Annotated in this window: 25 protein-coding genes and 1 other RNA gene; 13 read left to right on the top strand and 13 right to left on the bottom strand. The window is 33.2% G+C overall.

Going from position 1 to position 25443, the window contains the following annotated elements:
* The first annotated feature begins 7 nt into the window (after positions 1 to 7).
* The 4 genes from aroB (at position 8) to WFZ85_RS10120 (ending at position 4289) form a co-directional block, all read left to right on the top strand.
* Positions 8 to 1075, top strand: a complete 1068-nt coding sequence (gene aroB, locus WFZ85_RS10135; RefSeq protein ID WP_342696181.1) for a 3-dehydroquinate synthase — start codon at positions 8 to 10, stop codon at positions 1073 to 1075.
* 289 nt (positions 1076 to 1364) lie between these two features.
* Positions 1365 to 2768 (top strand): arginine decarboxylase, encoded by a 1404-nt coding sequence (locus tag WFZ85_RS10130; RefSeq protein ID WP_342696180.1) that lies wholly within the window; start codon positions 1365 to 1367, stop codon positions 2766 to 2768.
* 115 nt (positions 2769 to 2883) lie between these two features.
* Complete coding sequence (locus WFZ85_RS10125; RefSeq protein WP_342696179.1) at positions 2884 to 3858, top strand: deoxyhypusine synthase family protein; 975 nt, start codon at positions 2884 to 2886, stop codon at positions 3856 to 3858.
* An 11-nt stretch (positions 3859 to 3869) separates the two neighbouring features.
* A complete protein-coding gene (locus WFZ85_RS10120) occupies positions 3870 to 4289 on the top strand; it encodes a DNA primase (protein WP_342696178.1) in 420 nt (139 codons plus the stop codon).
* Positions 4290 to 4370: 81 nt separating this feature from the next.
* On the opposite strand, the gene WFZ85_RS10115 is transcribed toward WFZ85_RS10120, so the two are convergent.
* From WFZ85_RS10115 to WFZ85_RS10090, 6 genes are all read right to left on the bottom strand, one after another.
* Complete coding sequence (locus WFZ85_RS10115; protein WP_342696177.1) at positions 4371 to 4889, bottom strand: DinB family protein; 519 nt, start codon at positions 4887 to 4889, stop codon at positions 4371 to 4373.
* 121 nt (positions 4890 to 5010) lie between these two features.
* Positions 5011 to 5655 carry a hypothetical protein gene (locus WFZ85_RS10110; protein WP_342696176.1) on the bottom strand — a complete coding sequence of 215 codons (645 nt, stop codon included), beginning with the start codon at positions 5653 to 5655 and terminating at the stop codon, positions 5011 to 5013.
* Between the two features lie 582 nt (positions 5656 to 6237).
* Positions 6238 to 8823, bottom strand: coding sequence for a phosphoenolpyruvate carboxylase (locus WFZ85_RS10105; RefSeq protein WP_342696175.1), 2586 nt, complete (start codon positions 8821 to 8823; stop codon positions 6238 to 6240).
* 75 nt (positions 8824 to 8898) lie between these two features.
* Positions 8899 to 9387: an Lrp/AsnC family transcriptional regulator gene (locus WFZ85_RS10100; protein WP_342696174.1), complete on the bottom strand. Its 489-nt coding sequence runs from the start codon at positions 9385 to 9387 to the stop codon at positions 8899 to 8901.
* Between the two features lie 73 nt (positions 9388 to 9460).
* A complete protein-coding gene (locus tag WFZ85_RS10095) occupies positions 9461 to 10603 on the bottom strand; it encodes a M14 family metallopeptidase (protein ID WP_342696173.1) in 1143 nt (380 codons plus the stop codon).
* Positions 10604 to 10609: 6 nt separating this feature from the next.
* Positions 10610 to 11164: a 1-acyl-sn-glycerol-3-phosphate acyltransferase gene (locus WFZ85_RS10090; protein WP_342696172.1), complete on the bottom strand. Its 555-nt coding sequence runs from the start codon at positions 11162 to 11164 to the stop codon at positions 10610 to 10612.
* A 60-nt stretch (positions 11165 to 11224) separates the two neighbouring features.
* Between WFZ85_RS10090 and WFZ85_RS10085 the strand changes: the two genes are divergently transcribed.
* Together WFZ85_RS10085 and WFZ85_RS10080 are read left to right on the top strand one after the other, a co-directional pair.
* A complete protein-coding gene (locus WFZ85_RS10085) occupies positions 11225 to 11887 on the top strand; it encodes a spermidine synthase (RefSeq protein ID WP_342696171.1) in 663 nt (220 codons plus the stop codon).
* Positions 11887 to 12597 (top strand): potassium channel family protein, encoded by a 711-nt coding sequence (locus WFZ85_RS10080; protein WP_342696170.1) that lies wholly within the window; start codon positions 11887 to 11889, stop codon positions 12595 to 12597. Before WFZ85_RS10085 ends, WFZ85_RS10080 begins: the two co-directional genes overlap by 1 nt.
* Here the strand turns inward: WFZ85_RS10080 and kdsB are convergent.
* On the bottom strand, positions 12594 to 13319 hold the full coding sequence (gene kdsB / locus WFZ85_RS10075) for a 3-deoxy-manno-octulosonate cytidylyltransferase (RefSeq protein ID WP_342696169.1): 726 nt from the start codon (positions 13317 to 13319) through the stop codon (positions 12594 to 12596). The genes WFZ85_RS10080 and kdsB overlap by 4 nt on opposite strands.
* A 120-nt stretch (positions 13320 to 13439) precedes the next feature.
* Here kdsB and WFZ85_RS10070 point away from each other — a divergent pair, with 120 nt between their 5' ends.
* Together WFZ85_RS10070 and WFZ85_RS10065 are read left to right on the top strand one after the other, a co-directional pair.
* A complete protein-coding gene (locus WFZ85_RS10070) occupies positions 13440 to 13679 on the top strand; it encodes a hypothetical protein (protein WP_342696168.1) in 240 nt (79 codons plus the stop codon).
* Positions 13663 to 13968, top strand: coding sequence for a type II toxin-antitoxin system RelE/ParE family toxin (locus tag WFZ85_RS10065; RefSeq protein ID WP_342696167.1), 306 nt, complete (start codon positions 13663 to 13665; stop codon positions 13966 to 13968). Before WFZ85_RS10070 ends, WFZ85_RS10065 begins: the two co-directional genes overlap by 17 nt.
* Before the next feature lie 293 nt (positions 13969 to 14261).
* Here WFZ85_RS10065 and WFZ85_RS10060 read toward each other — a convergent pair whose 3' ends face one another.
* Positions 14262 to 14513 (bottom strand): hypothetical protein, encoded by a 252-nt coding sequence (locus WFZ85_RS10060; protein ID WP_342696166.1) that lies wholly within the window; start codon positions 14511 to 14513, stop codon positions 14262 to 14264.
* Between the two features lie 329 nt (positions 14514 to 14842).
* Between WFZ85_RS10060 and WFZ85_RS10055 the strand changes: the two genes are divergently transcribed.
* Complete coding sequence (locus WFZ85_RS10055) at positions 14843 to 15277, top strand: hypothetical protein (RefSeq protein ID WP_342696165.1); 435 nt, start codon at positions 14843 to 14845, stop codon at positions 15275 to 15277.
* A gap of 66 nt (positions 15278 to 15343) precedes the next feature.
* Here WFZ85_RS10055 and WFZ85_RS10050 read toward each other — a convergent pair whose 3' ends face one another.
* Positions 15344 to 16765: an ATP-dependent DNA helicase gene (locus tag WFZ85_RS10050; RefSeq protein WP_342696193.1), complete on the bottom strand. Its 1422-nt coding sequence runs from the start codon at positions 16763 to 16765 to the stop codon at positions 15344 to 15346.
* 157 nt (positions 16766 to 16922) lie between these two features.
* On the opposite strand from WFZ85_RS10050, the gene WFZ85_RS10045 reads away from it, so the two are divergent.
* On the top strand, positions 16923 to 17735 hold the full coding sequence (locus WFZ85_RS10045) for a DUF3822 family protein (RefSeq protein WP_342696164.1): 813 nt from the start codon (positions 16923 to 16925) through the stop codon (positions 17733 to 17735).
* Entirely contained in the window at positions 17732 to 18328 is a 597-nt protein-coding gene (gene rsmD, locus WFZ85_RS10040) for a 16S rRNA (guanine(966)-N(2))-methyltransferase RsmD (protein ID WP_342696163.1), read from the top strand. The genes WFZ85_RS10045 and rsmD overlap by 4 nt, the downstream gene beginning before the upstream one ends.
* Before the next feature lie 41 nt (positions 18329 to 18369).
* Here the strand turns inward: rsmD and rnpB are convergent.
* Positions 18370 to 18732, bottom strand: an RNA gene (gene rnpB / locus WFZ85_RS10035) — RNase P RNA component class A.
* 159 nt (positions 18733 to 18891) lie between these two features.
* Here rnpB and WFZ85_RS10030 point away from each other — a divergent pair.
* Positions 18892 to 20640: a DNA polymerase III subunit gamma/tau gene (locus WFZ85_RS10030; protein WP_342696162.1), complete on the top strand. Its 1749-nt coding sequence runs from the start codon at positions 18892 to 18894 to the stop codon at positions 20638 to 20640.
* A 189-nt stretch (positions 20641 to 20829) separates the two neighbouring features.
* Here the strand turns inward: WFZ85_RS10030 and WFZ85_RS10025 are convergent, their stop codons facing one another.
* From WFZ85_RS10025 to WFZ85_RS10015, 3 genes are read right to left on the bottom strand one after another with little or no spacing between them, the layout of a single operon-like run.
* Positions 20830 to 21720, bottom strand: coding sequence for a Ppx/GppA phosphatase family protein (locus WFZ85_RS10025; protein ID WP_342696161.1), 891 nt, complete (start codon positions 21718 to 21720; stop codon positions 20830 to 20832).
* Positions 21720 to 23852 (bottom strand): polyphosphate kinase 1, encoded by a 2133-nt coding sequence (ppk1, locus tag WFZ85_RS10020; RefSeq protein ID WP_342696160.1) that lies wholly within the window; start codon positions 23850 to 23852, stop codon positions 21720 to 21722. Before ppk1 ends, WFZ85_RS10025 begins: the two co-directional genes overlap by 1 nt.
* A 2-nt stretch (positions 23853 to 23854) precedes the next feature.
* A complete protein-coding gene (locus WFZ85_RS10015) occupies positions 23855 to 24340 on the bottom strand; it encodes a SixA phosphatase family protein (RefSeq protein ID WP_342696159.1) in 486 nt (161 codons plus the stop codon).
* 553 nt (positions 24341 to 24893) lie between these two features.
* On the opposite strand from WFZ85_RS10015, the gene WFZ85_RS10010 reads away from it, so the two are divergent.
* Positions 24894 to 25436 (top strand): hypothetical protein, encoded by a 543-nt coding sequence (locus WFZ85_RS10010; RefSeq protein WP_342696158.1) that lies wholly within the window; start codon positions 24894 to 24896, stop codon positions 25434 to 25436.
* Positions 25437 to 25443: the final 7 nt, after the last annotated feature.

Genomic DNA, 25443 nt, shown 5'->3' with positions numbered 1-25443 from the left:
AAGCACAATGCAAACCATTCAGGCCAACGGTTACGAGATATATTTCAACGAAAATGGTTATGAAATACTCAATAAGCATTTAAACGAATACAACTACTCGTCGATTTTCATTTTGGTTGATAGCAATACCAATGAAAAGTGTTTGTTGCGTTTTTTATCTTTTCTTGCTACAGAAAAAAATATCGAAATCATTGAAATTGAAGCAGGTGAAAGCGAAAAGAATATTACAACATGTGTAGAAATTTGGTCAATACTAACCGACCTTGGTGCTGATAGAAAAAGTGTTTTAATCAATCTTGGTGGCGGTGTAATTACGGATATCGGCGGATTTGTAGCTTCTACTTTTAAACGCGGCGTTGATTTTATTAATATTCCAACCTCATTATTAGCGATGGTTGATGCGTCAATTGGTGGAAAAAATGGTGTTGATTTGGGCAATTTAAAAAATCAAATTGGAGTAATAAGCGTGCCAAAATTAGTACTTGTCGATACGGATTACCTCAACACGTTGCCACAAAACGAAATGCGATCAGGTTTAGCAGAAATGCTCAAACATGGATTAATTGCTGATGCTGCTTATTGGTCAGCGTTTAAAGATTTGAGTAAAACCGATTTTGCCGATTTTGATGGACTAGTTCATCGCTCTATTGAAATAAAAAACAATATTGTGCTACAAGATCCTACTGAAAATGGCATTCGAAAAGCATTAAACTTTGGACACACTTTAGGTCACGCTATTGAAAGTTATTGTCTAGAAAATGAAGATAAAAAAACCTTGTTACATGGCGAGGCCATTGCTATTGGTATGATAATGGAAAGTTTTATTTCCTGGCAAACCAATCTCTTGTCAGAAACTGATTATAACGAAATTAAAGAAGTAATAACTTCAATATTTGATAGAGTCTTTTTTGACGAAAATGATTTACAACCGATTATAGATTTACTCATTCATGACAAAAAAAATGAATACGGAAAAATACAGTTTGCGCTACTTGATGGAATTGGCGCTATTAAAATAAATCAAAAAGCTGATAATGATTTGATTACGAAATCTTTTTTAGATTATAATTCTTAATAATTTTTTCACTAGAATTGTTGCTTTACGCAAATTTTATTTTCTACATTTGCCCTAATGAAAAAAAGTGTTAACTCTATTAATAACAACTGTTATAGGAAAGAAAGCGGTGGAAAATACCGCCTATTTACAATCTTGTTTTTGCCTCAAAAATTTGATTTCTTAACCTTGTTTGTTCCCTTCACTTTTTTGTTTCAAGAAAAACTTCCAATCATTTACGCTAATATTAGGGTTTGAATTCAAGATTTCTTAGTCACATTATTAATTAATCTTCAATTACACAAACTCAATGAATACAAGATATTTCGACTTAATAAACCAAACGTTTTATTTTCCACAAGAAGAATTTACTTTAAATAAAGATAACCTTCAATTTCACAATATCGATTTGATGAAATTGGTGGAGCAATATGGCACACCTTTAAAATTTACTTATTTACCACAAATTTCTAACAACATCAATAAAGCAAAAGGATGGTTTAGAAAAGCAATGGAGAAAAACAAGTACGAAGCAAAATATTACTATTGTTACTGTACCAAAAGTTCCCACTTCAGTTTCATTATGGATGAAGCTTTTAAAAACAATATTCACATCGAAACGTCTTCAGCATTCGATATCAATATTGTGGAAAATTTGATGGTGCAAGGAAAAATCAATAAAAACACTTATGTGATTTGCAATGGTTTTAAGAGAGAACAATACATTGAAAACATTGCTCGCCTTATCAACAATGGTCACAACAAAACCATTCCTATAATTGATAATTTTGAAGAACTCGATTTATTGCAAGAATCAATCAACGGGAAATTTAAAATTGGAATTCGAATTGCAGCGGAAGAAGAGCCAAAATTTGAATTTTATACCTCCAGACTGGGTATTGGTTATAAAAATATTGTTCCTTTTTACAGAAAGCAGATACTTGAAAACAAACAAGTGGAACTAAAAATGCTTCACTTTTTCATCAATACAGGTATAATGGATACTGCTTACTATTGGAACGAACTTGTAAAATGTATTAAAGTATATGTGGCATTGAAAAAAGAATGTCCAACACTAGATAGCTTAAATATTGGTGGTGGTTTTCCCATTAAAAATTCATTGGCATTTGAGTATGATTATCAATATATGATTGATGAAATTGTCAATCAAGTGAAAATTGCTTGTGACGAAGCTGAAGTAGATGTGCCGCATCTTTTTACCGAATTTGGTTCATTTACAGTGGGCGAAAGCGGTGGCGCTATTTATCAAGTGTTGTATCAAAAACAACAGAACGATAGAGAAAAATGGAACATGATTGATAGTTCGTTTATTACCACTTTACCAGATACTTGGGCAATTAACAAACGTTTTGTAATGATGGCCATTAACCGCTGGAATGACACATACGAACGCGTATTACTTGGCGGAATGACCTGTGATAGTGACGATTACTACAACTCAGAACAAAACATGAATGCCGTTTATTTGCCAAAATACAACAAAGAAAAACCTTTATACATTGGTTTTTTCAATACTGGCGCTTATCAAGAAACCATTGGCGGTTTTGGTGGATTACACCACTGTTTAATTCCACAACCCAAACATATCTTGATTGATAGAGACGAAAATGGCATTATTGGAACAGAAGTTTTTTCTGAACAGCAAAATTCTGATGATGTATTGAAAATACTAGGTTATACAAAAAATAACTAGCTATTTTAAACAACGTTTTAATTGGTATTTATAATATTTTTAAATTAGTAAAACTGTTTGATGGTTTAGAAAAAAAGTTTTTCTTTGAACCGTCGAAAAGACATAATAAAACAACATGAGCAAAGGACCGATAAGTCAATTTATAGAAAAAAATTACCTTCATTTTAATGCAGCAGCACTTGTTGATGCAGCAAAAGGATATGAGCAGCATTTGTTAGAAAACGGGAAAATGATGATCACTTTGGCTGGTGCGATGAGTACGGCCGAACTCGGAAAATCATTAGCCGAAATGATACGACAAGACAAAGTGCATATCATCTCGTGTACTGGCGCCAATCTTGAAGAAGATATTATGAACCTGGTAGCGCACAACTCCTATAAAAGAGTGCCAAACTACAGAGATTTATCGCCACAAGAAGAATGGGATTTATTGGAAAACCACTATAACAGAGTTACGGACACTTGTATTCCTGAAGAAGAAGCTTTTAGACGATTACAATCCCATTTATACGATATTTGGTATAATGCTGACTCAAAAGGCGAGCGTTATTTCCCACATGAGTTCATGTATCAAATGATCAATTCGGGTGTGTTGAAACAATACTATGAAATTGACCCGAAAGACTCTTGGATGGTTGCCGCAGCAGAGAAAAATTTACCTATTGTAGTTCCAGGTTGGGAAGACAGTACTATGGGAAATATCTTTGCTTCCTATTGCATCAAAGGCACTTTCAAACCACACACGATGAAAAGTGGTATTGAATACATGATGTGGTTAGCTGATTGGTATCCAAAAAATTCCACTGGAAAAGGACTTGGTTTCTTCCAAGTAGGTGGCGGAATTGCTGGTGATTTCCCTATTTGTGTGGTTCCTATGTTATATCAAGATATGGAAATGCATGATGTGCCGTTTTGGAGTTACTTTTGTCAAATTTCTGACTCAACCACCAGTTATGGTTCCTATTCAGGAGCAGTGCCTAACGAAAAAATTACATGGGGAAAACTTGATATTCATACGCCCAAATTTATCATTGAATCAGACGCAACTATTGTTGCACCCTTACTATTTGCTTACTTATTAGATTTATAAAAGTTTTTTTTATGAGAAGAATTATCGTAGACTATGCCAAACTTACTGGAGACATTCTTAATTTATTAGTCGACAAATTTCCTGAAGGTTATGATGACAGCGACATCATTCGTTTTAGAAATGCTCAAAACGAATTGATTGAAGCAGTTGAAGTGCGAACAGAAGATACCATTTATTTGGTAAAAGTGAGCACTAAATTGGCTAGCCGAATGGAAAAATTTGATGAAGAAGAAGACCTAGATGCTGTATTAGAACCTATAGTTCCAATAAAAGGACTAGACGATGATGAAGACGCGATTACAGCCGATGAAGACGACGAAGAAGTTGATTTATTAAAAGATAATGGCGGTTCTGATGACGATGGTGACGAGGAGGATGATGACGACTATGATGTTTCGGATAATAATTTAGACGACGACGACGAAGAATAACTAGTTATATCCCTTTTTTACCGCAAATTCGCAAATTTTATTCTTAACTATGAATTAAAATTTGCGAATTTGCGGTTAATATTACAAATATCTTTCTTGAAAAATCTTTTGATGATGATTTTGATGTCCAATGATAACAAAACCCAAAGCTCTTACTGACATTGGGTTATTTGAAGCAGTTCCAATTCTCAGTAATTGTTCTTCTGAAAAAGATTTGAATAACGACAACGTGGATTGTCTAACTACCAATAATTCCGTCAATAAATCCTGAATGCTTCTTTTATTAGCATTGGCTTCGGCTACATAATTATTTTCGTGAAAACCTGGCAATTCGGTTTTATCGTTTCGAGCGAATCGCAAAGCTCTATAGGTAAAAATTCGTTCGGCATCAATTAAGTGCAAAATAATATCCTTGATTGTCCATTTTCCTTCCGCATACCGATAATCAAATTTATCCATGGGAATTTCCCTAACGAATTTCACTAATCGATGCACCGAGATTTCTAATTCTTCCACTAGTGTGTATTCATCAGAGACTAAATTGATATAAGATTGTTGATAAGGAGCAAATTCTGTAGGTTGTAATTGGGATGGTTTCATTGTTTTTGTTTGCTTTTTTAATATTTTGGGCAAAACGTAGCCACTTTTTTTTACGAATATAATATAGTTTGCCGTTGAATTATGTTTGTTGGCACGGATTGAAAATTTGGGCTATCGGGTTTTATTTTGTTCTTACAATCAGCATTCCATCTCTACCTCTGTAACCATAAATTTTTGGACAATCCTCTTTTGAGACAAATGCTATACTAATAATATTGTATTTAAATAGAAATTCATTTAATTTGCCTTCTTCATATTCTGTAAGTTGATCACCATTTAGCTCAAGCATTGGATTTATTCCTAATTTATTTTCTTTTATAAATGCATCTATTGTCTTTGCAATTTGTTCCTTTGTGTAAATTGGACTAGGTAAAATATTTAGTTTGTAATCGTTAATCATTTTCCAAAATTTTGAAGACCAATTAGAATTTAATTCCCACACATTTCTTTTCTTTTCCAAAATGCTTTCAATTATAAACTTATCAGTTTTTTGCTCTATTAGGATTTTTGATAAGAAGTGTAAGTCAATTGGCCATTTTGAAGTTGCCATTTTTTCGATTAACTGAGCATTGTAATCATTTACATTTGCTAACTTTTCTTCCTCTATGAATAAAAGGAAATTATATAAATCAAGTGATTGCATTTTTTGAATACTATCATTTATAACAATTTCTAATCTCTCTTTGGAGAGCTTTTTTATGCCATTAAAACTATCGTCTTGTGAAAAAGCAAATAAAGGAACAAATAAGAGAAAAATCCATTTCATAATTTTAAAAGTTCTGTTGTAGTAAATTTGCGTATAACTTGTATATAGTCGCCGTAAAGTAGCGACTATACACCCAAAAACGGACAAATAAATCTAAAAATCGTCCTACTTTTTACTTATTTCAAATATATAAAAATAGCACTATTCCATCAAAAATAGCAAAAAAAGCCTAAAAAGAATACTATAGCTGCTCCGAAGATAAAAAAATGCCCTAAAATGTTCTCGCTCAATGTTATGAACTCCACATTTTATAAATAAAACTCTGAACTCAATACTTAGAACTCGAAACTCAATTCAGAGAACACTGAACTCAATTCAGAGAACGCTGAACTCATTGCAGCGAACTCTGAACTCAATGCAGAGAACTCTGAACCCGATACATAGAACTTTGAACTTAATACAGAGAACGCTGAACTAATTGCAGAGAACTCTGAACTCAATAACGAGATTTCAGTACTTGATACAGAAAACACCTAACTAGATACAGAGAAAGCAACACTCAATAAAAAGAACCCGATTACTAGAACTTAAACAAATAAATAAGTCACGACAATCAGGTTGTACTTGTAATGGTTTTATAATTTAAGCCGAGTTTCTACTGGCATTCGTATTTCCAAATAACGAGCGCGTTACTAATTTTTCATATACGGCAATTAATTTTTCGTTTCCTTTTTTTCCTTCTTGCAAGGCTTTGATTTGTGAGGAAGCATATTGTTGAATGGTCAATAAAGGCATCACAATTTGTTCTCGCATCGCGATAGAGGCTTTTCCGTCGGGATAATTTTGCATGAGTTCGTAATGTCCTGCTATTTTTAGCAGAAGCCGTTTGGTTTCTAAAAATTCATCGTATATAATTTGCCAAAAATCGCCAAAAACCGCATCGTCTTTCATATAGGCAGTCAAAGGGAAAAAGCATTTTGCTAATGACATCATACTGTTTTCCAACAAGGTTCGGAAGAATAAAGAATTATCATAAAGGTTTTGAACTTCTTCCCAGCGGTTGTTCGCTTCAAAATACTTCAATGCTGTACCTACTCCAAAAAAACCAGGAACATTTTGTTTCAGTTGACTCCACGAACTCACAAATGGAATGGCCCGCAAATCGGAAAAATTTAATTTTCCGTCGGTGTTTCGTTTGGATGGTCGGCTTCCAATATTGGTTTTTGAGTAATATTTCAGTGTACTCATTTGCTCCAAATAGGGCAAAAATTTAGGATGGTTTTTGAAATTGGTATATTTTTCGTACCCTAAAGTAGCCAAGGTATCTATAATTTCTTTTTCAGTTTCTGATAGATTATTCTCGTCTTTATTAAAAATTTCATTGGCAACGCCAGCGCTCAATAGATTTTCTAAATTATAACGACATGAATCTTGTGTGCCAAAATTGGAACTAATAGTTTGTCCTTGCACCGTTACTTGTATTTCTTGGTTTTCAATTGTAGAACCCAACGAGGCATAAAACTTGTGTGTTTTTCCGCCACCACGAGCTGGTGGTCCGCCGCGACCATCAAAGAAAATGACTTTAATATCATATGCTCTTGAAATTTTGGTAATCATTTCTTTGGCTTTAAAAATACTCCAGTTTGCCATCAAGTAACCGCCATCTTTTGTTCCGTCAGAAAAACCGAGCATCACGGTTTGCTTGTCTTTTCGTTGTCTTAAATGATTTCGATACGTTGGATTTTTATACAACTGTTCCATGATTTCATAGGCATTTTGTAAATCGTCAACCGATTCAAACAAGGGAACAATATCAACCGTTGGGTTTTCCCAATCTAATAATCGGAACATGGCAAAGGTTTCCATAACATCCAAAGCACTTTCGTTGTTACTGATGATATAGCGGTTACAGGCTTTTTCACCATTACTCTCTTGAATGGCTTTCATCAAACTGATGGTTTCCAGTGTAGAACGTGTAATTTCATTTTCAAAGAAGTGGGTTTTCAAATCAAAATGAAGTTGTGCCAAAACATCCATTTTTTCTGTTTCGGGTAAACTTTCATAGTCATCAGGAAAGTACACCGATTTTTCTCTTTTCAGAAAGGCAATAATATCATCAAAAACCTGACTGTGTATTTTACTATTTTGGCGAATATCTAAAGACGCAAAGTGAAAACCAAATTGATATATTTTTTGAAGTACTAAATTAATCTCATCAAGATATAAAGACTGATGCTCGTTGATAATGATTTCTCTAACTTTATGGAGTTCATTTTTTAATTCCTCCAAGGTGATAAACAATTCGCCTTGCGAATAAAAAACAGAGCGATACAACTTGTATTCCAAGTTAGCAATAATCGTGTCTACTTCATTAAAAGTCAATTTTCGTTTTAGACTTCTGATATCAAAATAATAACATTTGAGCACAGACGTGCGTAATCTACTAGCTACTTTTTCAGTAATTTCGGGAGTTACGAAAGGATTTCCGTCTCTATCACCACCAGGCCAAAATCCTAAATTGATAATAGGATTTTCAATAAGGTTGCCTTCAAAAATATTTTTCTGTAAGTATTGCATCATCTCTCCTATGGTTTGATAAAACACATTTTCGAGATACCATATCAAACTAACCGCTTCATCAAACGGATTGGGTTTTTCTTTTTTTATAAAAGGTGTTTTGCCCAATTGTGCCAATAATTTTTTAATTTTTATTAAATTATTTTCGCGAATAGCATCTGTTAAATCGGTGATAATTCCTAACACTGAACCGGGATAAAATTGCGTTGGATGTGCAGTAAGTACTGTTCTAACATTGAAGTTTTCCAAAAAATCAATCAATTCATCTCGTTTGTCTTTGGCTTCTGATTTTTCTTTAATATCACGCAATGAACCTCTTCCTTCCATATTATTCACTACCGGAAATGCAGCATCTTCAATAGCATCAAAAAGCACAATTTGCCGCTCTACATATTGTATAAAACGAAACATTAAATCGATTTTTTGTTCTTCTGAAGCGTTGTCTAAATACTTTGAAGAAAAGAAATCTACGATTTGTTTTGGTGACCAATTATTTTTAAAACCATTATCACACACTTCGGAAAACAAGGGCAATAAAACACCTGTATTATCGATAGCATCAAAAGGTAAAGTGATAAACACACTGTTATAAATATGATACTTTGAAAGTACATTTTGATTGAAGCGCTCAATTTTTGGCAATGTGTACATAGAAAGAATTTTTGAAATTGAAATATACAAAAAAACCCCAAGCTTTCACTTGAGGTTTTAAATTTTATCTTATACTTATAGGTCTTCCAACTCTTGAAAGATAGTGTGCATCAACCTTTTTTTGTCATTGATGCTTTCTTCGAGCGAAATCATCGTTTCAGTTCTATATACACCTTCGATATCATCAACCATGAAAATAACATCTTTAGCATGCTTTGTATCTTTTGCTCTAATTTTACAAAAAATATTGAATTTCCCTGTGGTTACATGAGCCACGGTTACATAAGGAATTTCATTTATTCTTTCTAAAACAAAAGTAGTTTGTGATGTATTGTTAAGAAACACACCTACATAGGCAATAAAAGAATAACCTAGTTTTTCATAGTCCAATGACAATGATGAACCCATAATTATACCTTGGTCTTCCATTTTCTTAACTCTAACGTGAACCGTTCCCGCAGAAATTAAAAGTTTTTTGGCAATATCAGTAAAAGGAATTCTAGTATTATCAATTAACATATCTAGAATTTGTAAATCAACTTCGTCTAACTTAAACTTACTCATAACATTATCTATTCAAAATATTCATAAAATCGAATTGCAAAAATACATTTTAAATAACAAAAAAAACAATTTTCTAATTATTTAATAACCCATTAACAATTCTATTGCTTTTTCCTAAATAAAAATCGGCTTTCTGGTCAATTTGTGGAAAACTACTTTCGTCATTTAAAAATAGCTCACTGTTTGCATCGATAACAACATGACCGAAAAAGTTATCTAAACTTTCAATTTGGGCAATTCTTGCCTCAAAATGTACTTTACCGTTTACAACAACCTCTTTATATTGTGCTGCAAAATTGATAATTTTTTCTTTATTATCATAATTTATTTTGACGTTTTTATAAATAAAATCGAAAAATATCACTTTATTTTGAGGAATATTCAAATAATCATTCGTTTTATTGATAACTATATCGTTTTCGCATAAAAACTCAATTCCCGACAACAATGCTATAAAAATGTACTTTCGGGTTTCCTCACGCTGATAATCGTTAGGAAAATGTCCGGCTTCAAAAAGAACAGTTGGTACATCCAAACTTTGAAATGTATCTCCCACACAATTGTTATTGAAGCTATCGTCAAATCGACCTATTTGACTGGAAATGAATTTTTGTAACACGTTGTTCATCGCCACAATAACATTTATTGCTTGAATTCTGGTGGTGTTTATATCACGACTTTCATTAAAAGCTGGTGCTAAAAAAGATACCGTTGCAGGTTTTCCTGTATCGTCCACACCAAAAATAGTGCGTTGATCGTGAAGATTGTAACAATAATTTGGTTTGAATTCTTCAAATGTTTTTCTAAGAATTATGCTTTCGGGTTGCGTCAAGTTTTGTGCGTCTCTGTTTAAATCAAATCCATTCGCGTTTTCTCTCGTGTAGGCTTCTGCGCCATCAGGATTGAGCATTGGGATAAAGCAAAACGTAAACTTTTTTAGGATAAATTCGCTTGCAGTAGTTTTAGAATGAAGAAAATAAATAAAGTCAAACAACGCTTTTGTGGTTGTACTTTCGTTGCCATGCATTTGAGACCACATGAACAATTTTATTGCTCCAGTTCCTATTTGCAACTTGTAAATAGGTTTTCCTAAAACCGATTTTCCTGCGATTTCTGGATTATATTTTTTCAATAAAGGCTCAATATGTTGCAGCGTAATATATCTTCCAAAAAGGGATTGCTCTTTGTTTTGTTCGTGTAGTTGTAAATAATTCATGCGATTTTAGTGAACTTGAAATTGTCTTTCGGGATATTTTCCTTTAACGTCTTTAAAATGAGGTAAAATAAGTTTCATGTCGTCCTCATAATTTCCTGTTAATGTAATTGGGTTTCCAAACCTAACTTCTTTTTTTTCATAATCAAAAGCTACAGGAATGATCGGGACATTTGCTTTGAGTGCGATATAATAAAATCCTGTTCGGAGTTCGATTACTTTTTTTCGTGTTCCTTCGGGTGCAATAGCCAATCTAAAAACAGCTCTTGAATTGAAAACATCTACAGTTGCATCTACATTATTTTTTCCTCCACTTCTGTCTAAAGCCGCACCGTCAATACTTCTAAAATACCATCCAAACGGAAACTGAAACAATTCTTTTTTCCCAACAAAATTCATTTCTAGATTTACAATTCCTCTGGTAAACAATCCAATAAAAAAATCGAAATTGCACGTATGTGGCATTACCATTAGAACACATTTTTTTACATTAGCATCTACTGTACCGATTACTTTCCATTGCATTAATCGAAAAAAAATAAATGTGTAAAGTTGTTTTCTCATTTTCTTTATTTTTCGTAAATTTAATATTAATCTGTTACTTTTAACTAAAATTATTTATTGATGTTTCAAAAACTGTTGAGCTATTTTATTCCGATTACTATTCATAAGCAGCATTCTGCCGTGAGCAAAACATTAGAAGTTACTTGGAATAACGGCGAATTGGTTTTGGATAGTAAAAACACCAATTACTCGTTCGGGAGTTTGCAACGAATTTTAAGAAAAGGGCTAAAATATATAGGTTTTGAACGTATTCGGAATTTTGAAAATGTACTGGTACTAGGTGTTGCCGCCGGAAGCGTTATTAAAACCTTGGTAGACGAAATAAAATTTGAAGGAAAAATTACAGGTGTTGAAATTGACGCCGCAATTGTTGAGGTTGCCAATAATTATTTTGATTTACAAACGGTTCCTAACTTGGAACTTGTTATTGACGATGCTTTTGAATTTGTATTGAAAACCAATAACCAATACGATTTAATTATCATTGATATTTTTCAAGATACGACAATGCCTAATTTTTTGTTTGAAGATTTTTTTATCCAAAGGGTAAATACACTTTTAAAAGTAGATGGATTTGTTCTTTTTAATACTATGGTTATTTCTAAAAAAGATGAAGAGCGAAACTTAGAATACAAATCAAAATTTGGAGGAAATTATTCCCTTAGAATGTATCCAAAAGTGGAAGTTCACAACGAATTGTTTACCATTAAAAAGCTAAGATAATGGGGTTTTTAAAAAAATTATTGATTGGTAAAGTCTCCGAAAACTACAAACCAAAGTACAACCCAATTGAACGACGGATTTTGAATATTCGCTCTATTTGGAACAACGATCATCAGGATGATAACGGCATTGAAAAGATTTTTCGTTTGTTTCTTTCTGTTTCACAATTGTGTTTTCCTGGTATTTATGTTAAAACTTTGGCGTCAAAAATCAACTTTACATACAATGATTTAGCCATGGATTGCTATATCCTGCTTAAAACTTTTTTTCCTTTGTTGCTGCTAATGAACCATTGGCAAGAGCATAAAATCCTGATTTGGTTATTGGTTTATCTAATTCTTGAAACCATTTTATACATTCCCACACTGATTTTTGCTTCCGATTTATTTGCACGTCCACGTTCTTATAAACGTTCGATGTTGTTGTTGTTTTTTAATTATTTAGAAGTAATTATGTCGTTTGGTGTCTTTTATACTTTAGGAAACAATACCAATATTCCTTTTGGCCATTGGTCTGATGCCTTATATTTTAGTTTAATGACTACAAACACGATTGGCTATGGCGATTATTATCCAATCACCACTTATGGAAAATTTTTAGCCTCTGTGCAAGCCATGTTTTTCCTCTCTTTTGTGATTTTGTTTTTGAATTTCTTTTCGACCAAAGTAAAATCCAAAGGCTATTTTGAAAATGACCTTGATGAGTCTTAAATCATCTTCCTAGCTTTTTCTAAATCTTCGGGTGTATCAATACCAATGCCCACATGAGTAGTTTCGACCATTTTGATTCGTTTGCCAAATTCTAGATAGCGAAGTTGCTCCAACTTTTCAGAGGCTTCCAACGATTTCATGGGTAAATTATAAAATGCCAACAAAGCCTCTTTTCTAAACGCATAAATTCCGATGTGTTTCCTATACCGCACACCAACATTTACTTCTCGTGGATAAGGAATAACCGAACGCGAAAAATATAACGCAAAACCATTTTGGTCGGTTACTACTTTCACATTATTAGGATTATTGATGTCTTCTTCGTTGGTCATTTCTGCCATTAATGATGCTAAATCTACTTTTTTATCAAAATCATTTCTGAATACTTCGAGCAATTTGGCCAATGGCTCTTTGTTGATGAACGGTTCATCGCCTTGCACATTGACAACAATATCAACATCAAGATTTTCTACCGCTTCGGCTATTCTGTCGCTGCCACTTTCATGTTCCTTGATGCTCATGATGGATTTGCCACCATTTGAAATAATTTCATCATAAATCAAAATAGAATCAGTAACCACAAACACATCGTCAAACAAACTAGTATTTACTGCCGCTTCATACGTGCGGAGAATAACTGTTTTTCCTCCTAAATCTTGCATCAATTTTGCAGGAAAACGAGTCGAAGCATAACGAGCTGGAATAACGGCGATGATTTTCATTTGTTGAGTGACTGAGTTGCTGAGTTACTGAGTGGCTAAGATACAAAGTTTGTTTTTAATGCGCATGGTGAAAGACATTACAAATATATTTGTACTTTTGAATTGCTAAATCTTTTTGTCATGGATATTGAAATAAACTTACTTAACAAAAAATTGGAATTAATCCAATGGCTATCTACTATTGAAGACTCAACAATTATTGAGAAAATATTGGATTTGAGAAAAAAGGAAAGTAAAGATTGGTGGGATTCAATTTCTGAAAGTGAAAAAGAATCTATCGAAAAAGGTTTAAATGATGCTGATTCTGGGAAACTAAATCCTCACCCAAACGCCAGAAAGCTTTATGAAAAATGGCTATAAAATTCTTTGGACAGATCATGCTCTAAAAGAATTAGAAAATACAATTACCTATTTAGAAGAAAATTGGACAGCAAAAGAACTGCAAAATTTAGCCCTAAAAATTGAAGAAACATTACTATTGATTTCTCAAAACCCTGATTTATTTCAAGTTTCAGATATTAAAAAAGATATTCGTAGAGTTGTTATTCTAACTTATAACACCTTGTATTATAGGGTTAAGAATAATCAAGTTGAAATTATTTCATTTTTTTCAAACAGACAAAATCCTAAAAAACGAAAGTTGAAATAGCCCAACTGTGCAAAGTCGGTTTACATTTGCAGAGCATTTTAAGAACATGCACCTAACAGGTTTTAAAAACCTATCAGTTGTAATACAAGAGGTTATTTACTTAAATGGTGATGTTGATAACTTAGTGAAGGAGGAAAATTATTTTATATATTTGAAATAATTAATAAGGCTATGGTTTATAAGACTTATATACAAGTTAGTTATCATCTTTAATATTACTCTATTTCAAAAATGATTAATTATAAATATTTAATTTTCCTTTCTTTTATATGTAGTTTTATACAAATGATTTTTTATTCATTACTATTATTATTTGCATATTTCTTTTGGACGGCACCAAATGCAGGATTAATAATTGGTACTATATTGCCTTTTCTAATTGTTCTTTTTTTCATTTTTATGTTGATACAAAATGTAACAATGTTAGTAGCAAAAAGTGCTAATGTCTTTGTTGTTTTTTTTATTATAGATGTTTTATTAGTACTACCTTTTATTACTAACTTTTCATGGTTGTCTCCATTTCTTATATTGTTCAATGTATTCATATTGTACACACCATTTGAAATAAGAAAACGATATTTTAATAAAATTAGAAAATAATAAGTTTGACTATTTGGTATATAGTCTCTAGGCTATGAGTTAAAGAAATTTGCAGCGCATATTATGATTGCCACACCTGACAGGTTTTTAAAACCTGTCAGGTGTGAAAGAAGTATTTACTTATATGGTGAGGTTAATAACTTGGTTGATGAGGAAAATTATTTTATATATTTCAAATAAAAACTAAATCTGATTATTACAATATTTAGTAACCTTGTTGCATTAAGGTCTTAAATCCGGCCGTCGTAGAAATTTTAATCGAAAAGTATTTCATATGAAAACTAGAATTTTGCTTTTCACACTATCAATTTTAGTTAGTTGTGAAGTAAGATTTAATGATCTTTTTATAACCAGATTTAAGACAAATAAAATAGTTATCAATCTTTATAACTCTAAGGATACAAAAGAAAGATCACGCGAACTCACTTCATTTATCCCTGAGAAAGTATATGAAGTGACAAGTGATGCACAATTTACAAGTTTCGATACACTATTAAAAAATTGTCTAAAAACAGGATATTGTTGTTGTCCAGAAGCTACTTATTCAATTTCATTTTATGATAAAAATAAAGAACTTGACATTTTTTATGTAGATACAATTGAATTTAAAAACAAAGTTAGGATTTACGAGGGAAGCTTTCAATACTCATATTTGATTGAAAAAGAAAAGTGGAGAAACTTTTTAAAGGAAATTGAATTGAAGAAATAGAACCACTGTAAACATCGGTTTCACGCAATGTCTGGTTTTATTTTACTATTCTTAACACAGTAAATCTCACTGCAAAAAACTCTCGTCTTTAAACCCAATTAAATACAATTTATCCTTAGCACGCGTCACAGCAGTGTATAACCAGCGAATGTAATCCACCGTAATGCCATCAGGTAAATAAGGTTGTTCAATGAAAACGGTGTTCCATTGTCCGCCTTGACTTTTGTGACACGTAATGGCATAGGAAAATTTTACTTGCAAGGCATTAAAATATTCGTTCTCCTTTACTTTTTGAAATTTGCGGTATTGCGCTTCGCCTTCATAATCTTTAAGCACTTCTTGATACAAACGATTGCTTTCCTCAAAAGTTAAGGAAGGCGATTCGCTGGTAATGGTGTCCAATAAAACAATGGTTTCAAAAGGTTTTTGGTTTGGATAATCCACCATCCTAATTTTGACTTTGGCAAATTTAAATTCATACAATTCTTTGAAAGCAAAAATTTCCAACACTTCAACAATGTCGCCATTGGCAATAAATCCGGCTTCATCGGTTTCCTTGAGCCAAAAATAATTGTTCTTAACCACCATCAAATAATCACCTACCGATAGTTCGCTTTCTTTATCCAAAATCCTAGTGCGGATTTGTTGGTTATATTGGTTGGCTCTTTTATTGGAACGAACTATAAAACAAGTATCTTCTATACTATAATTACTATAGGCACTTTGTATCGCGTCTTGAATATCAAAACCATCCGTCAACCGAACAATATCTCTAAAGCCTTTTACTTTAAATTGAAATGTGTCGATAAAATCACTTTTCAAAATTTCGCGCAACTCGGTAGCATTATACAAAATCCCCGATTTCTCTTCCTGACGCATTACTTCATCCAATTCAATAGAAAAAACTTCCTTGTTATAATGCATGGATAAAGCATCAGTATCTAAAGCCGGACTTACATCCAATTGTACTGGCGGTAATTGTGCCGTGTCACCAATCAAAATCAACTTGCAATTTTCTCCATTATATATATAGGAGATCAAATCGTCTAGAAGCGAACCGTTTTCATAGAGCTTCGATTCGGTATTGACGTCAGAAATCATTGAAGCTTCATCCACAATAAAAATCGTATTTTTGTGCTTATTAGTTTGCATAGTGAACGAAACACCACCACTTTTACCTTTCTTGGTGAAATAAATTTTCTTGTGAATGGTAAATGCTGACTTGTTCGAATAATTGGCAATCACTTTGGCGGCTCTTCCTGTTGGTGCCAGCAACACATATTTTTTATTTATTGGAACAAGATTGTTGACAATGGTTGAAATGACGGTTGTTTTTCCAGTTCCGGCGTAACCTTTTAAAACAAATAATTCGTTGTTATTCGTATTAGTCAAAAAAACTGCAATTTGTTGTAAAAAAATGTCCTGTTTTACTGTAGGTTGAAACGGAAAATAGTTGCGCAAAACACGATAAAACTGGCTGGAATTCATTAGGGTTTGTTCTGAAAAATTGGAATTCAAAGATAGGTATTTAGAAAATAGAAAATAGAGAAAAGAAAACAGCTATTGGTAGCAAAATGTTATCAATGCTGAAACAAGTTCAGTATAAATTTGTAAGTTTGCTGCTCCGCTTCTTAAAGGAAAAACCATGGCTCAAAACGCAAGTATTACTGATAAAACATACAAAAAACTGGCTATTCAAGTTTCATTGAATGGTTTGTCTTTTGCTGTTTTTGATACTTTGCTAAACAAACCGTTGTTGCTTCAAAAAATAGAAATAGGCACTGTTTCTATCACATCGCGTATCGAAGATTTGTTTGCCACCGCTTTTCAAAAATTCCCCGAACTCAAAGCTACTTATGACGAGATTGTGGTTATTCACAGTAATAATTTATCCACTTTTGTGCCAACCGCTTTGTTTGACGAAGACTATTTAGGAAGCTATTTGCAATTCAATACCAAGGTTTTTGAAACCGATTTTTTTGCCTTTGATGAATTGCCCACTTATGAAATGAACAACGTTTACATTCCCTATGTGAATATGAATAATTATTTCATAGACCAGTTTGGTACTTTTGACTACAAACACGCCAATACCATTTTAGTGCAAAAGTTATTGGAAGCTTCAAAAAACAATGACGAAAGAAAAGTGTTTGTGCACGTGAGCGAAAGCCATTTTGAAATGGTTGTTCTTCAAAACCAAAAACTACAACTTTACAATTCGTTTGATTATAAAACGCCCGAAGATTTTTTGTATTACATCCTTTTTACAGCGGAACAATTGCAGTTAAATCCAGAAATTTTCAAATTGGAGTTACTAGGTAAAATTACAGAAGGCGATGCGCTTTACACAATGATTTATAAATATGTTCGCAACGTTTCCTTGTTTGATGTGAGTGGCATGCATAACCAATTTACAGAAAAAGAAAACAGTGAACATTTTATACTCCTGAACTCATGAGAATTATTTCGGGCAAATACAAAGGCAGGAGAATTTCACCACCCAAAAATCTTCCGGTTCGTCCTACCACTGATATGAGTAAAGAAGCCTTGTTTAATGTGTTGAATAATCATTTCAACTTTTCTGAACTGAAAGTTTTGGAACTTTTTGCAGGCACGGGAAGCATCAGTTACGAATTTGCTTCTCGTGGTTGCTCGCCCATACTGTGTGTAGATGGCGATATGGGCTGTGTTAATTTTATAAAAAAAACTGCAGCCGAATTCGATTTTGATATTACCGCCATTAAAAATGATGTATTCAAATTTCTAGAAAAACATCATGGTAATTACGATATTATCTTTGCTGACCCGCCATATAATTTAGCCCAAAAGGAATTTGAGAAAATCATCGAAATGATTTTTGACAACGAACTGTTAGACGAAGAAGGCATGCTAGTGGTGGAACATTCAAAATACACCAAGCTAAAACACATGACCAATTTTTCGTTCCAAAAAAACTATGGTGGTTCGGTGTTTACGTTCTTTGTCCCGAAGCTTCGGGATGAAGGAAATGACGAAGAAGCAGGTAATTTGGAAGAGGAAGATGAGGGTTAAAAAACTCAGTCACTAAGTAACTTAGCCACTCAGCAACTCAAAAAAAAAGCAGACCTATAAGCCGGATTCTGTATTCCGATACATCGGAACCCTTATCATTTATCTAGACTAACAATTACTCGTTAGCTCAAGCTTCCTACCCTTCGACAACGGACGAGTAATCCTTATCCCGACTGCTCGGGTGTCGATATACTTGGAATTTCACCGCATAGAGTTTACCTGGTTTCACTACAGCATTATCTGTACCTGCTTTCTGTTGCACTTGTCCTCGCCTTTCAACGGTTGGGCGTTACCCAATATGCTACTCTGTGGTGTCCGGACTTTCCTCTCTATTCCAAACTTGATTCGGAATCTCTTAAAGTTTAAAACTAAAAATCAAAAGATGCTGAAACGAGTTCAGCATAGAGCGATAAGGCGGTCTGCGGGACAAAGGTAGTCAATGTCAATGGCAATTTCAAAAATCAACCGCAATGTTTAAATAGTTGATAAATTTATTATTGTTTATTGCAATTGATATTGTCATTGCTATTGAAAATTCTATATTTGTAATCCACTAAAATTCTATGGAACAATTTGTAGTATCAGCCCGCAAGTATCGTCCGCAAACGTTTAAAGATGTTGTGGGACAACAAGCCATTACCAGTACGCTACTCAATGCCATAGAAAATAATCACTTGGCTTCTGCGCTATTGTTTACCGGTCCAAGAGGTGTTGGAAAAACGACTTGTGCACGAATTTTGGCGCGAAAAATTAACCAACCCGGTTATGATGACCCCAATGAAGATTTTGCTTTTAATGTTTTTGAATTGGATGCTGCTTCTAATAATTCGGTGGACGATATTCGTAACCTGATTGACCAAGTTAGAATTCCGCCACAAACCGGACAATACAAAGTATATATCATTGACGAGGTGCACATGTTGTCGTCTGCCGCTTTCAATGCGTTTTTAAAAACTTTGGAAGAACCGCCAAAACATGCTATTTTTATTTTGGCCACGACCGAAAAACACAAAATCATTCCTACCATATTATCGCGTTGTCAAATTTTTGATTTCAAACGCATCACGGTAAAAGATGCTAGAGAACATTTGGCTGAAGTAGCCACTAGTCAAGGTGTGCAGTTTGAAGAAGATGCGTTGCACATCATTGCTCAAAAAGCCGATGGAGCGATGCGCGATGCGTTGTCTATTTTCGATAGAGTGGTTTCTTTTTGTGGAAATAACTTAACGCGACAAGCGGTTACTGAAAACTTGAACGTGTTGGATTATGAAACGTATATCAATATGACCCAATTGATATTGGAAAATAATATTCCGGCTATTTTATTGAACTACAACGACATTTTAGCCAAAGGTTTTGACGGTCATCATTTCATAGCTGGATTGGCCACACATTTTAGAGATTTATTGGTTGCCAAAAATCCAGCGACACTTTCTTTATTAGAAATGGGTGAAGCAGCACAAAAACTCTATGGTGAACAAGCCCAAAAAGCCACTTTTGATTTTCTGTTAAAAGGGATTGACTTGGCGAACGATTGTGATTTGAAATACAAAGTTTCCCAAAACCAACGTTTATTGGTGGAACTAACCTTGATGCAAATTGCCTCTATCAGCTTTGATGGAGAAAAAAAAAAGGCTGAGTTTATAATTCCGCCTACCTATTTCCGCAATAATGGATACTCTATTCAGGAAGTACGAAATACAAAGTTAGAGGCAGCAAGCGAAGTTGAAGTACGAAATACAAAGATAGAGGCAGCAAGCGAAGTGGAGGAACTCCCAACTCCCAACTCCCAACTAACAACTCCCAACTCCCAACCTCCAACTTCTGTTATCCCAAACGCAGTGGAGGGACAGCCTAAAGTTTCCGCCTTATCGCTAGCAAGTATCAGGGCAAAAAGAGAAATGGTTGAAGCACAGAAATTCTTGGTGAAAGAAGTCATTCATTTGCCTAGCGAACCCTTTACCGAAACCGAAATGCTAGAGCAATGGCTGAAATATGCACAACGATTAGAAGACAAAGGCTATCGTATTGTGGCATCGCTATTGACTATTAATGATCCTATTCTTAACGGAACCACCATTATTCATGAATTACCCAACGAAAGTTCGAAAATAGATTTTGAAAAAGAAAAACCCGATTTATTGGGTTATTTACGAGGCAAGTTGCACAACCACGATATTTCGATAGAAATAAAAGTAAATGAAACGCTCGTTGTAAGAAAAGCGTTTACTAATCAAGATAAATACAATCGGTTGGTAGAAATCAACCCTAATTTAGAGTTGTTGAAAAAAATGTTTGACTTGGATGTTTAAACCCCTTTTTATTAAATAATTTTCCCTAATACAGTAAAGATATACCAATACTCAAAACTATTCTTCAGTATTAATGATAGTTAATTTCAAAACTCAAATTGGAAAAATTTAGAATTGTAATAGTTCGTACAAAAACTACTGCTGCTAAAATCACTACAATTATTTGAAAATACTTGATAGAATATACTTTTAAAATGTCCCTTGATACATCGCTTTTACGATACCATCGGCTAGACCAATTTTGGGCACATACAATTGACGGGCACCACTCCATTTCATGGCATTCAAATACACGCGAGTTGCAGGAATAATTACATCGGCACGGTCAGTGTTCAACCCTAGCTCGGCTATGCGCTGTTCATAGGTCAACGAGTTTAAATATTGGTATTGCGAATTAAGATATAAATAGGACAAAGGTTTGTCTTGCATTTTGCCCGACATTTTGAAAATTTTATTGATATTTCCACCCGAACCTATTAGAATTACGTTGTCAAATTCGGCTGTATTGGCTTTAATCCATTTTTCTATTTCTTCCCAAACAATTTCGCAAACCATATTATTTAGTAAACGAACCGTTCCTATTTTGAATGATTTTGATGCTATCATTTTTCCATTACTAAAAAGAGAAAACTCGGTGCTTCCGCCGCCAACGTCAACATATAAATAAGTTTGGTCGGTTTTCAAAAAACTGTGCAAATCAGAAGAGGCAATGATAGTAGCTTCAATTTTTCCGTCGATAATATCAATAGCTACGTCACATTTTTCCTCAATTATCTTGGCTACTTCCTTTCCATTATAGGCTTCTCGCATGGCTGAAGTGGCGCATGCTTTGTATTTTTCTACTTTATATACTTTCATTAATAGCTTAAAAGCAGTCATAGCATCAATCATTCTGTCGATGTTTTCCTCCGAAATTTCTCCCACCGTAAAAGCATCTTGACCTAAACGAATTGGTACCCGAATGAGTGCACTTTTATTGAATTGAGTTTCCTTATCATGCTGCTCCACAATGTTAGTAATGAGCAATCGCATGGCATTGGAACCGATATCGATGGCAGCATATTTTTTTATCGTAATCATTAAATTGTATCGGTTTTAGGGTTTAAATCTGCTATTTCTGCTCTATCGAAATAGTAGTTATAGGTTTCATGTTGCGCACGGAAAAGAGGTTCGCCTTCAGCTCGTTGTCTATATTTATTGTCGAATTTGTCTGAATGGTATCGTGCTTTTACATTTCCTTTCCAGCCTACATTAAATGTATCAATAATTTGTTTTTTTATTTCACTATCAAAAATAGGGCAAGCCACTTCTACTCTGCCATCGATGTTTCTTGTCATAAAATCAGCCGAGGAAATAAATACTTCTGGGTCATCATTATTGCAGAAAATGAATGTTCGAGAATGTTCTAAATAATAGTCAACGATGCTAATGGCTTCAATATTTTCGCTCATGCCTTTCACACCTGGGATTAAAGAACAAATACCTCTAACTTGTAATTTTATTTTCACGCCTGCATTACTGGCTTCATATAATTTATCAATCATTCCATAATCAGAAAGACTGTTCATTTTTAAACTAATATATGCTGGTCTGCCCACAGTGGCATTGTTAATCTCTCTTTCTATCAACTTATAAAGTTTAGAACGAGTGTAATGTGGTGAAACAATAAGGTGTTTGTATCGGTGAATTCTATAGTTGACATCAAAGAAATCGAATACTTTATCGATGTCTTTTAATATTTGTTGATGACAGGTAAACAAAGTCAAATCAGTATAAATTTTAGCAGTAGACTCATTAAAATTTCCTGTGGAAATAAATCCATAACGTTTTAACTTTCCTTGTTCAATCCTATCGATTACACATATTTTACTGTGGACTTTCAATCCTTTAATACCAAAAATGAGCTCAATACCTTCTTGCTGCATTTGTTCGGCATACGAAATATTACTAGCTTCATCAAAACGGGCTTGTAGCTCAATTTGCACTACTACTTTCTTTCCGTTTTTAGCGGCATTAATGAGCGAACTAATGATTTGAGAGTTTTTTGCTAATCGGTATAAGGTAATTTTTATCGATGTAACTTTTGGATCTAAAGCTGCTTCGCGCAAAAATTTGATTAAGTAAGAAAACGACTGATAAGGCGCATATATCAAGTAATCTTTTTGAGCAATTTTATTTAAAATGCTACCATCCAGTGATAAACCTTCCACAGGAAGTGGTATTCTTGGTGGATATAATAAATCGAAGCGACCTAAATTTGGGAAATTCATATAATCACGACGATTATGGTATCTTCCACCAGGAATTACACCATCAGAACCCTCGATTCCCATTTTGTTAGTGAAAAATTTTAGTGTGTCTTTATCAATAGATTTATCGTAAACAAAACGAACGGGTTCGCCAATTCTTCTATCTTTAACTGATGTAGCTATTTTTTCGAGCATACTTTTACTCATATCGCTATCAATATCTAATTGCGCATCTCGAGTAATTTTGATCATATGAGCAGATATGCTTTCATAGTCAAAAATGTTAAAAATGCTACTCAAGTTGTAACGAATAATGTCATCTATTAACATCAAATATTGCTTTCCGTCTTTCGGAGGAAGTTCGATAATTCGGTTGGTGTTTTTAGGTATTTCAATAATGGCATACCGGATTTCTGATTTGGGTTTAACGAAACCTAATATTTTAGGTTTTTCATTGGATTTCATCACTAACTTAATTGCCAAATATCCAGAAGTATCCTTTAATAAAGGAAACTCTGCGAGATCATTTAATATAATAGTTACTAACTCAGGACTTATTTTTTGGATAAAGAAATCTTTGATAAAATTCTCATGTTCACTCGAAATTTGATTTTCGTTAATGATTATGATATTTTGTTTTTCGAGTTCTTTTTCAATTGCATTAAGGACTTTTAAACTTTCTGATTGCTGTTTGATGGTAATTTCGGTGATGTCTTTAACCAATTGTTGTGACGAAATTCCACCCAATATTTTTTCTCCTGTAACTCCAGATAAACTCAATCGGCGAACGGCTGCAAATCGCACTCTAAAAAATTCATCTAAATTATTAGAAAAAATTCCGATAAAACGCAGTCTCTCAAGCAAAGGAACTGACTCATCAGCAGCTTCTTGTAAAACACGAGCATTGAAAGCTAGCCAACTTTTTTCTCTATCTATGTAACGAAAATTATTATTTGTACTCATAATTATCTTAAATCTCTTGGGAAAACTACATTTTTAGTTACACCTCGACCGATATTTTTCCAAGTTTTGCTGTCAAATATAATAGATACAAAACCGCAAGTAGGCACGTTATCGATAAAAGTATTGCCAAATTTATTGACAAAATTTGTGATTGCCTCGTTATGTCCAAAAACAATTAAATTATCGATATCATCATCGCATGATTTAATAATTCGAGCCAATTCGATATTATCAAAAGTATACAGTTCTTCTTCAAAAACAATATTTCCCGCATCCAAAAAAATATTTTTCGCAAAAATAAGAGCTGTTTCTCTCGCACGTTTTGCCGTACTACACCATATCATGAAATTATCTGGCAAGTACTTTTCGACCGCAACAGAAACTAATTGTGCATCTTGAATTCCTCTCGGTGCTAATGGTCTTTGATGATCGTCAAGTTGTAAATCCCAACTAGATTTAGCATGTCTTATCAGCATTAACTGTTTCATTTGTAACTTAAAATTAGGTTTACATATCAATTTCAATGTTTTAGAAATAATTAATCAAAACATTTAATTGTAAAAATAGATATCTTAATGTAAAAACTATTTTTTTAATCCCAAACTTAACGTTATTTTAAAAAATAAGATCTAAAACCGATTTGCAATTAAGATATTATTTGTAAGAATTTATAATACAAAATTGTTAAATAATGCATTTTATCTATAAAAAAGTGCATTTTATCGGTATTTTATTTTGGTCAATAAATAAATAAATAGATATTACTTTCGAATTGTGAAAAGAATGAATTTGAGAAAATTTATCAACATTTTAAGCGAAAAATGTGATGTAGTTGGACGATTAAAAATGATTTTTAGGAGAAAATTGGCGTTTTAACGAGTTTTCGTGTTGTTTAAAGAAAAAATGAGGTTGTTGATAACTTACATGATAATTTTACACCATAAATTTTTACGTATTAAAAAAAACCCAAATATGCCCAAATTTATAAATCAAGTTAAGAAAGCCATTTTCGAAAAAAATTATTCTACTAAATCTAACTGTATGAACACAAAAATCCTAATCGTGCTGCTGTTTACATTTTTCAGTTTGCACATTTCTGCTCAAACTTCGTCAAGAATAGCAGCAGAAAATCCATCGATGACTGTTATTGATATTGATGATTTCCTTTCAACTTCAGACGGTAGCTTACGAACCTCTAGTCAGTCAGCCGTGTACACACTAAATGTTCAAAACGTTAGAAATTTAATTTTCAATACCCAGCCATCCATTTACTACTACTCTGGAACTGAAAAGGTGTATGGAGAAAAGCCAAAAAATCTTTTTACCGACCTTACGTCTGTCAATAATTTAGATAGTGGAATATCATTAAAGAACAATATTGAGATAATCACTATCAAAGTTGACAATTCGGGTCAATTAAATACACCTATAAATTTAGACTCTTTTGCCAGTTTTAAGAATTTAAAGTACATCTGCATCGTGACTAGTTTTGAAACTACATCGCAAGCTATTGCAAACATGATAGTAGGAAGTAATGATCAATATAGTGTTTTCTTTAACGTAGAAAAAGGAGACACTAATTAATAATTGA

Origin of the sequence: Flavobacterium aureirubrum, assembly GCF_038739835.1 — a bacterium.
Lineage (GTDB): Bacteria > Bacteroidota > Bacteroidia > Flavobacteriales > Flavobacteriaceae > Flavobacterium > Flavobacterium aureirubrum.
Note: the sequence above shows the minus strand (reverse complement) of the source record. Positions and strands in the feature narration are given on the sequence as shown.

Bases quoted from the DNA above. Each gene is read 5' to 3' on its own strand.
- aroB (WP_342696181.1), top strand. From the start codon at position 8: ATGCAAACCATTCAGGCCAACGGTTACGAGATATATTTCAACGAAAAT.
- WFZ85_RS10130 (WP_342696180.1), top strand. From the start codon at position 1,365: ATGAATACAAGATATTTCGACTTAATAAACCAAACGTTTTATTTTCCA.
- WFZ85_RS10125 (WP_342696179.1), top strand. From the start codon at position 2,884: ATGAGCAAAGGACCGATAAGTCAATTTATAGAAAAAAATTACCTTCAT.
- WFZ85_RS10120 (WP_342696178.1), top strand. From the start codon at position 3,870: ATGAGAAGAATTATCGTAGACTATGCCAAACTTACTGGAGACATTCTT.
- WFZ85_RS10115 (WP_342696177.1), bottom strand. From the start codon at position 4,889: ATGAAACCATCCCAATTACAACCTACAGAATTTGCTCCTTATCAACAA.
- WFZ85_RS10110 (WP_342696176.1), bottom strand. From the start codon at position 5,655: ATGAAATGGATTTTTCTCTTATTTGTTCCTTTATTTGCTTTTTCACAA.
- WFZ85_RS10105 (WP_342696175.1), bottom strand. From the start codon at position 8,823: ATGTACACATTGCCAAAAATTGAGCGCTTCAATCAAAATGTACTTTCA.
- WFZ85_RS10100 (WP_342696174.1), bottom strand. From the start codon at position 9,387: ATGAGTAAGTTTAAGTTAGACGAAGTTGATTTACAAATTCTAGATATG.
- WFZ85_RS10095 (WP_342696173.1), bottom strand. From the start codon at position 10,603: ATGAATTATTTACAACTACACGAACAAAACAAAGAGCAATCCCTTTTT.
- WFZ85_RS10090 (WP_342696172.1), bottom strand. From the start codon at position 11,164: ATGAGAAAACAACTTTACACATTTATTTTTTTTCGATTAATGCAATGG.
- WFZ85_RS10085 (WP_342696171.1), top strand. From the start codon at position 11,225: ATGTTTCAAAAACTGTTGAGCTATTTTATTCCGATTACTATTCATAAG.
- WFZ85_RS10080 (WP_342696170.1), top strand. From the start codon at position 11,887: ATGGGGTTTTTAAAAAAATTATTGATTGGTAAAGTCTCCGAAAACTAC.
- kdsB (WP_342696169.1), bottom strand. From the start codon at position 13,319: ATGAAAATCATCGCCGTTATTCCAGCTCGTTATGCTTCGACTCGTTTT.
- WFZ85_RS10070 (WP_342696168.1), top strand. From the start codon at position 13,440: ATGGATATTGAAATAAACTTACTTAACAAAAAATTGGAATTAATCCAA.
- WFZ85_RS10065 (WP_342696167.1), top strand. From the start codon at position 13,663: ATGAAAAATGGCTATAAAATTCTTTGGACAGATCATGCTCTAAAAGAA.
- WFZ85_RS10060 (WP_342696166.1), bottom strand. From the start codon at position 14,513: ATGAATACATTGAACAATATAAGAAATGGAGACAACCATGAAAAGTTA.
- WFZ85_RS10055 (WP_342696165.1), top strand. From the start codon at position 14,843: ATGAAAACTAGAATTTTGCTTTTCACACTATCAATTTTAGTTAGTTGT.
- WFZ85_RS10050 (WP_342696193.1), bottom strand. From the start codon at position 16,765: ATGAATTCCAGCCAGTTTTATCGTGTTTTGCGCAACTATTTTCCGTTT.
- WFZ85_RS10045 (WP_342696164.1), top strand. From the start codon at position 16,923: ATGGCTCAAAACGCAAGTATTACTGATAAAACATACAAAAAACTGGCT.
- rsmD (WP_342696163.1), top strand. From the start codon at position 17,732: ATGAGAATTATTTCGGGCAAATACAAAGGCAGGAGAATTTCACCACCC.
- WFZ85_RS10030 (WP_342696162.1), top strand. From the start codon at position 18,892: ATGGAACAATTTGTAGTATCAGCCCGCAAGTATCGTCCGCAAACGTTT.
- WFZ85_RS10025 (WP_342696161.1), bottom strand. From the start codon at position 21,720: ATGATTACGATAAAAAAATATGCTGCCATCGATATCGGTTCCAATGCC.
- ppk1 (WP_342696160.1), bottom strand. From the start codon at position 23,852: ATGAGTACAAATAATAATTTTCGTTACATAGATAGAGAAAAAAGTTGG.
- WFZ85_RS10015 (WP_342696159.1), bottom strand. From the start codon at position 24,340: ATGAAACAGTTAATGCTGATAAGACATGCTAAATCTAGTTGGGATTTA.
- WFZ85_RS10010 (WP_342696158.1), top strand. From the start codon at position 24,894: ATGAACACAAAAATCCTAATCGTGCTGCTGTTTACATTTTTCAGTTTG.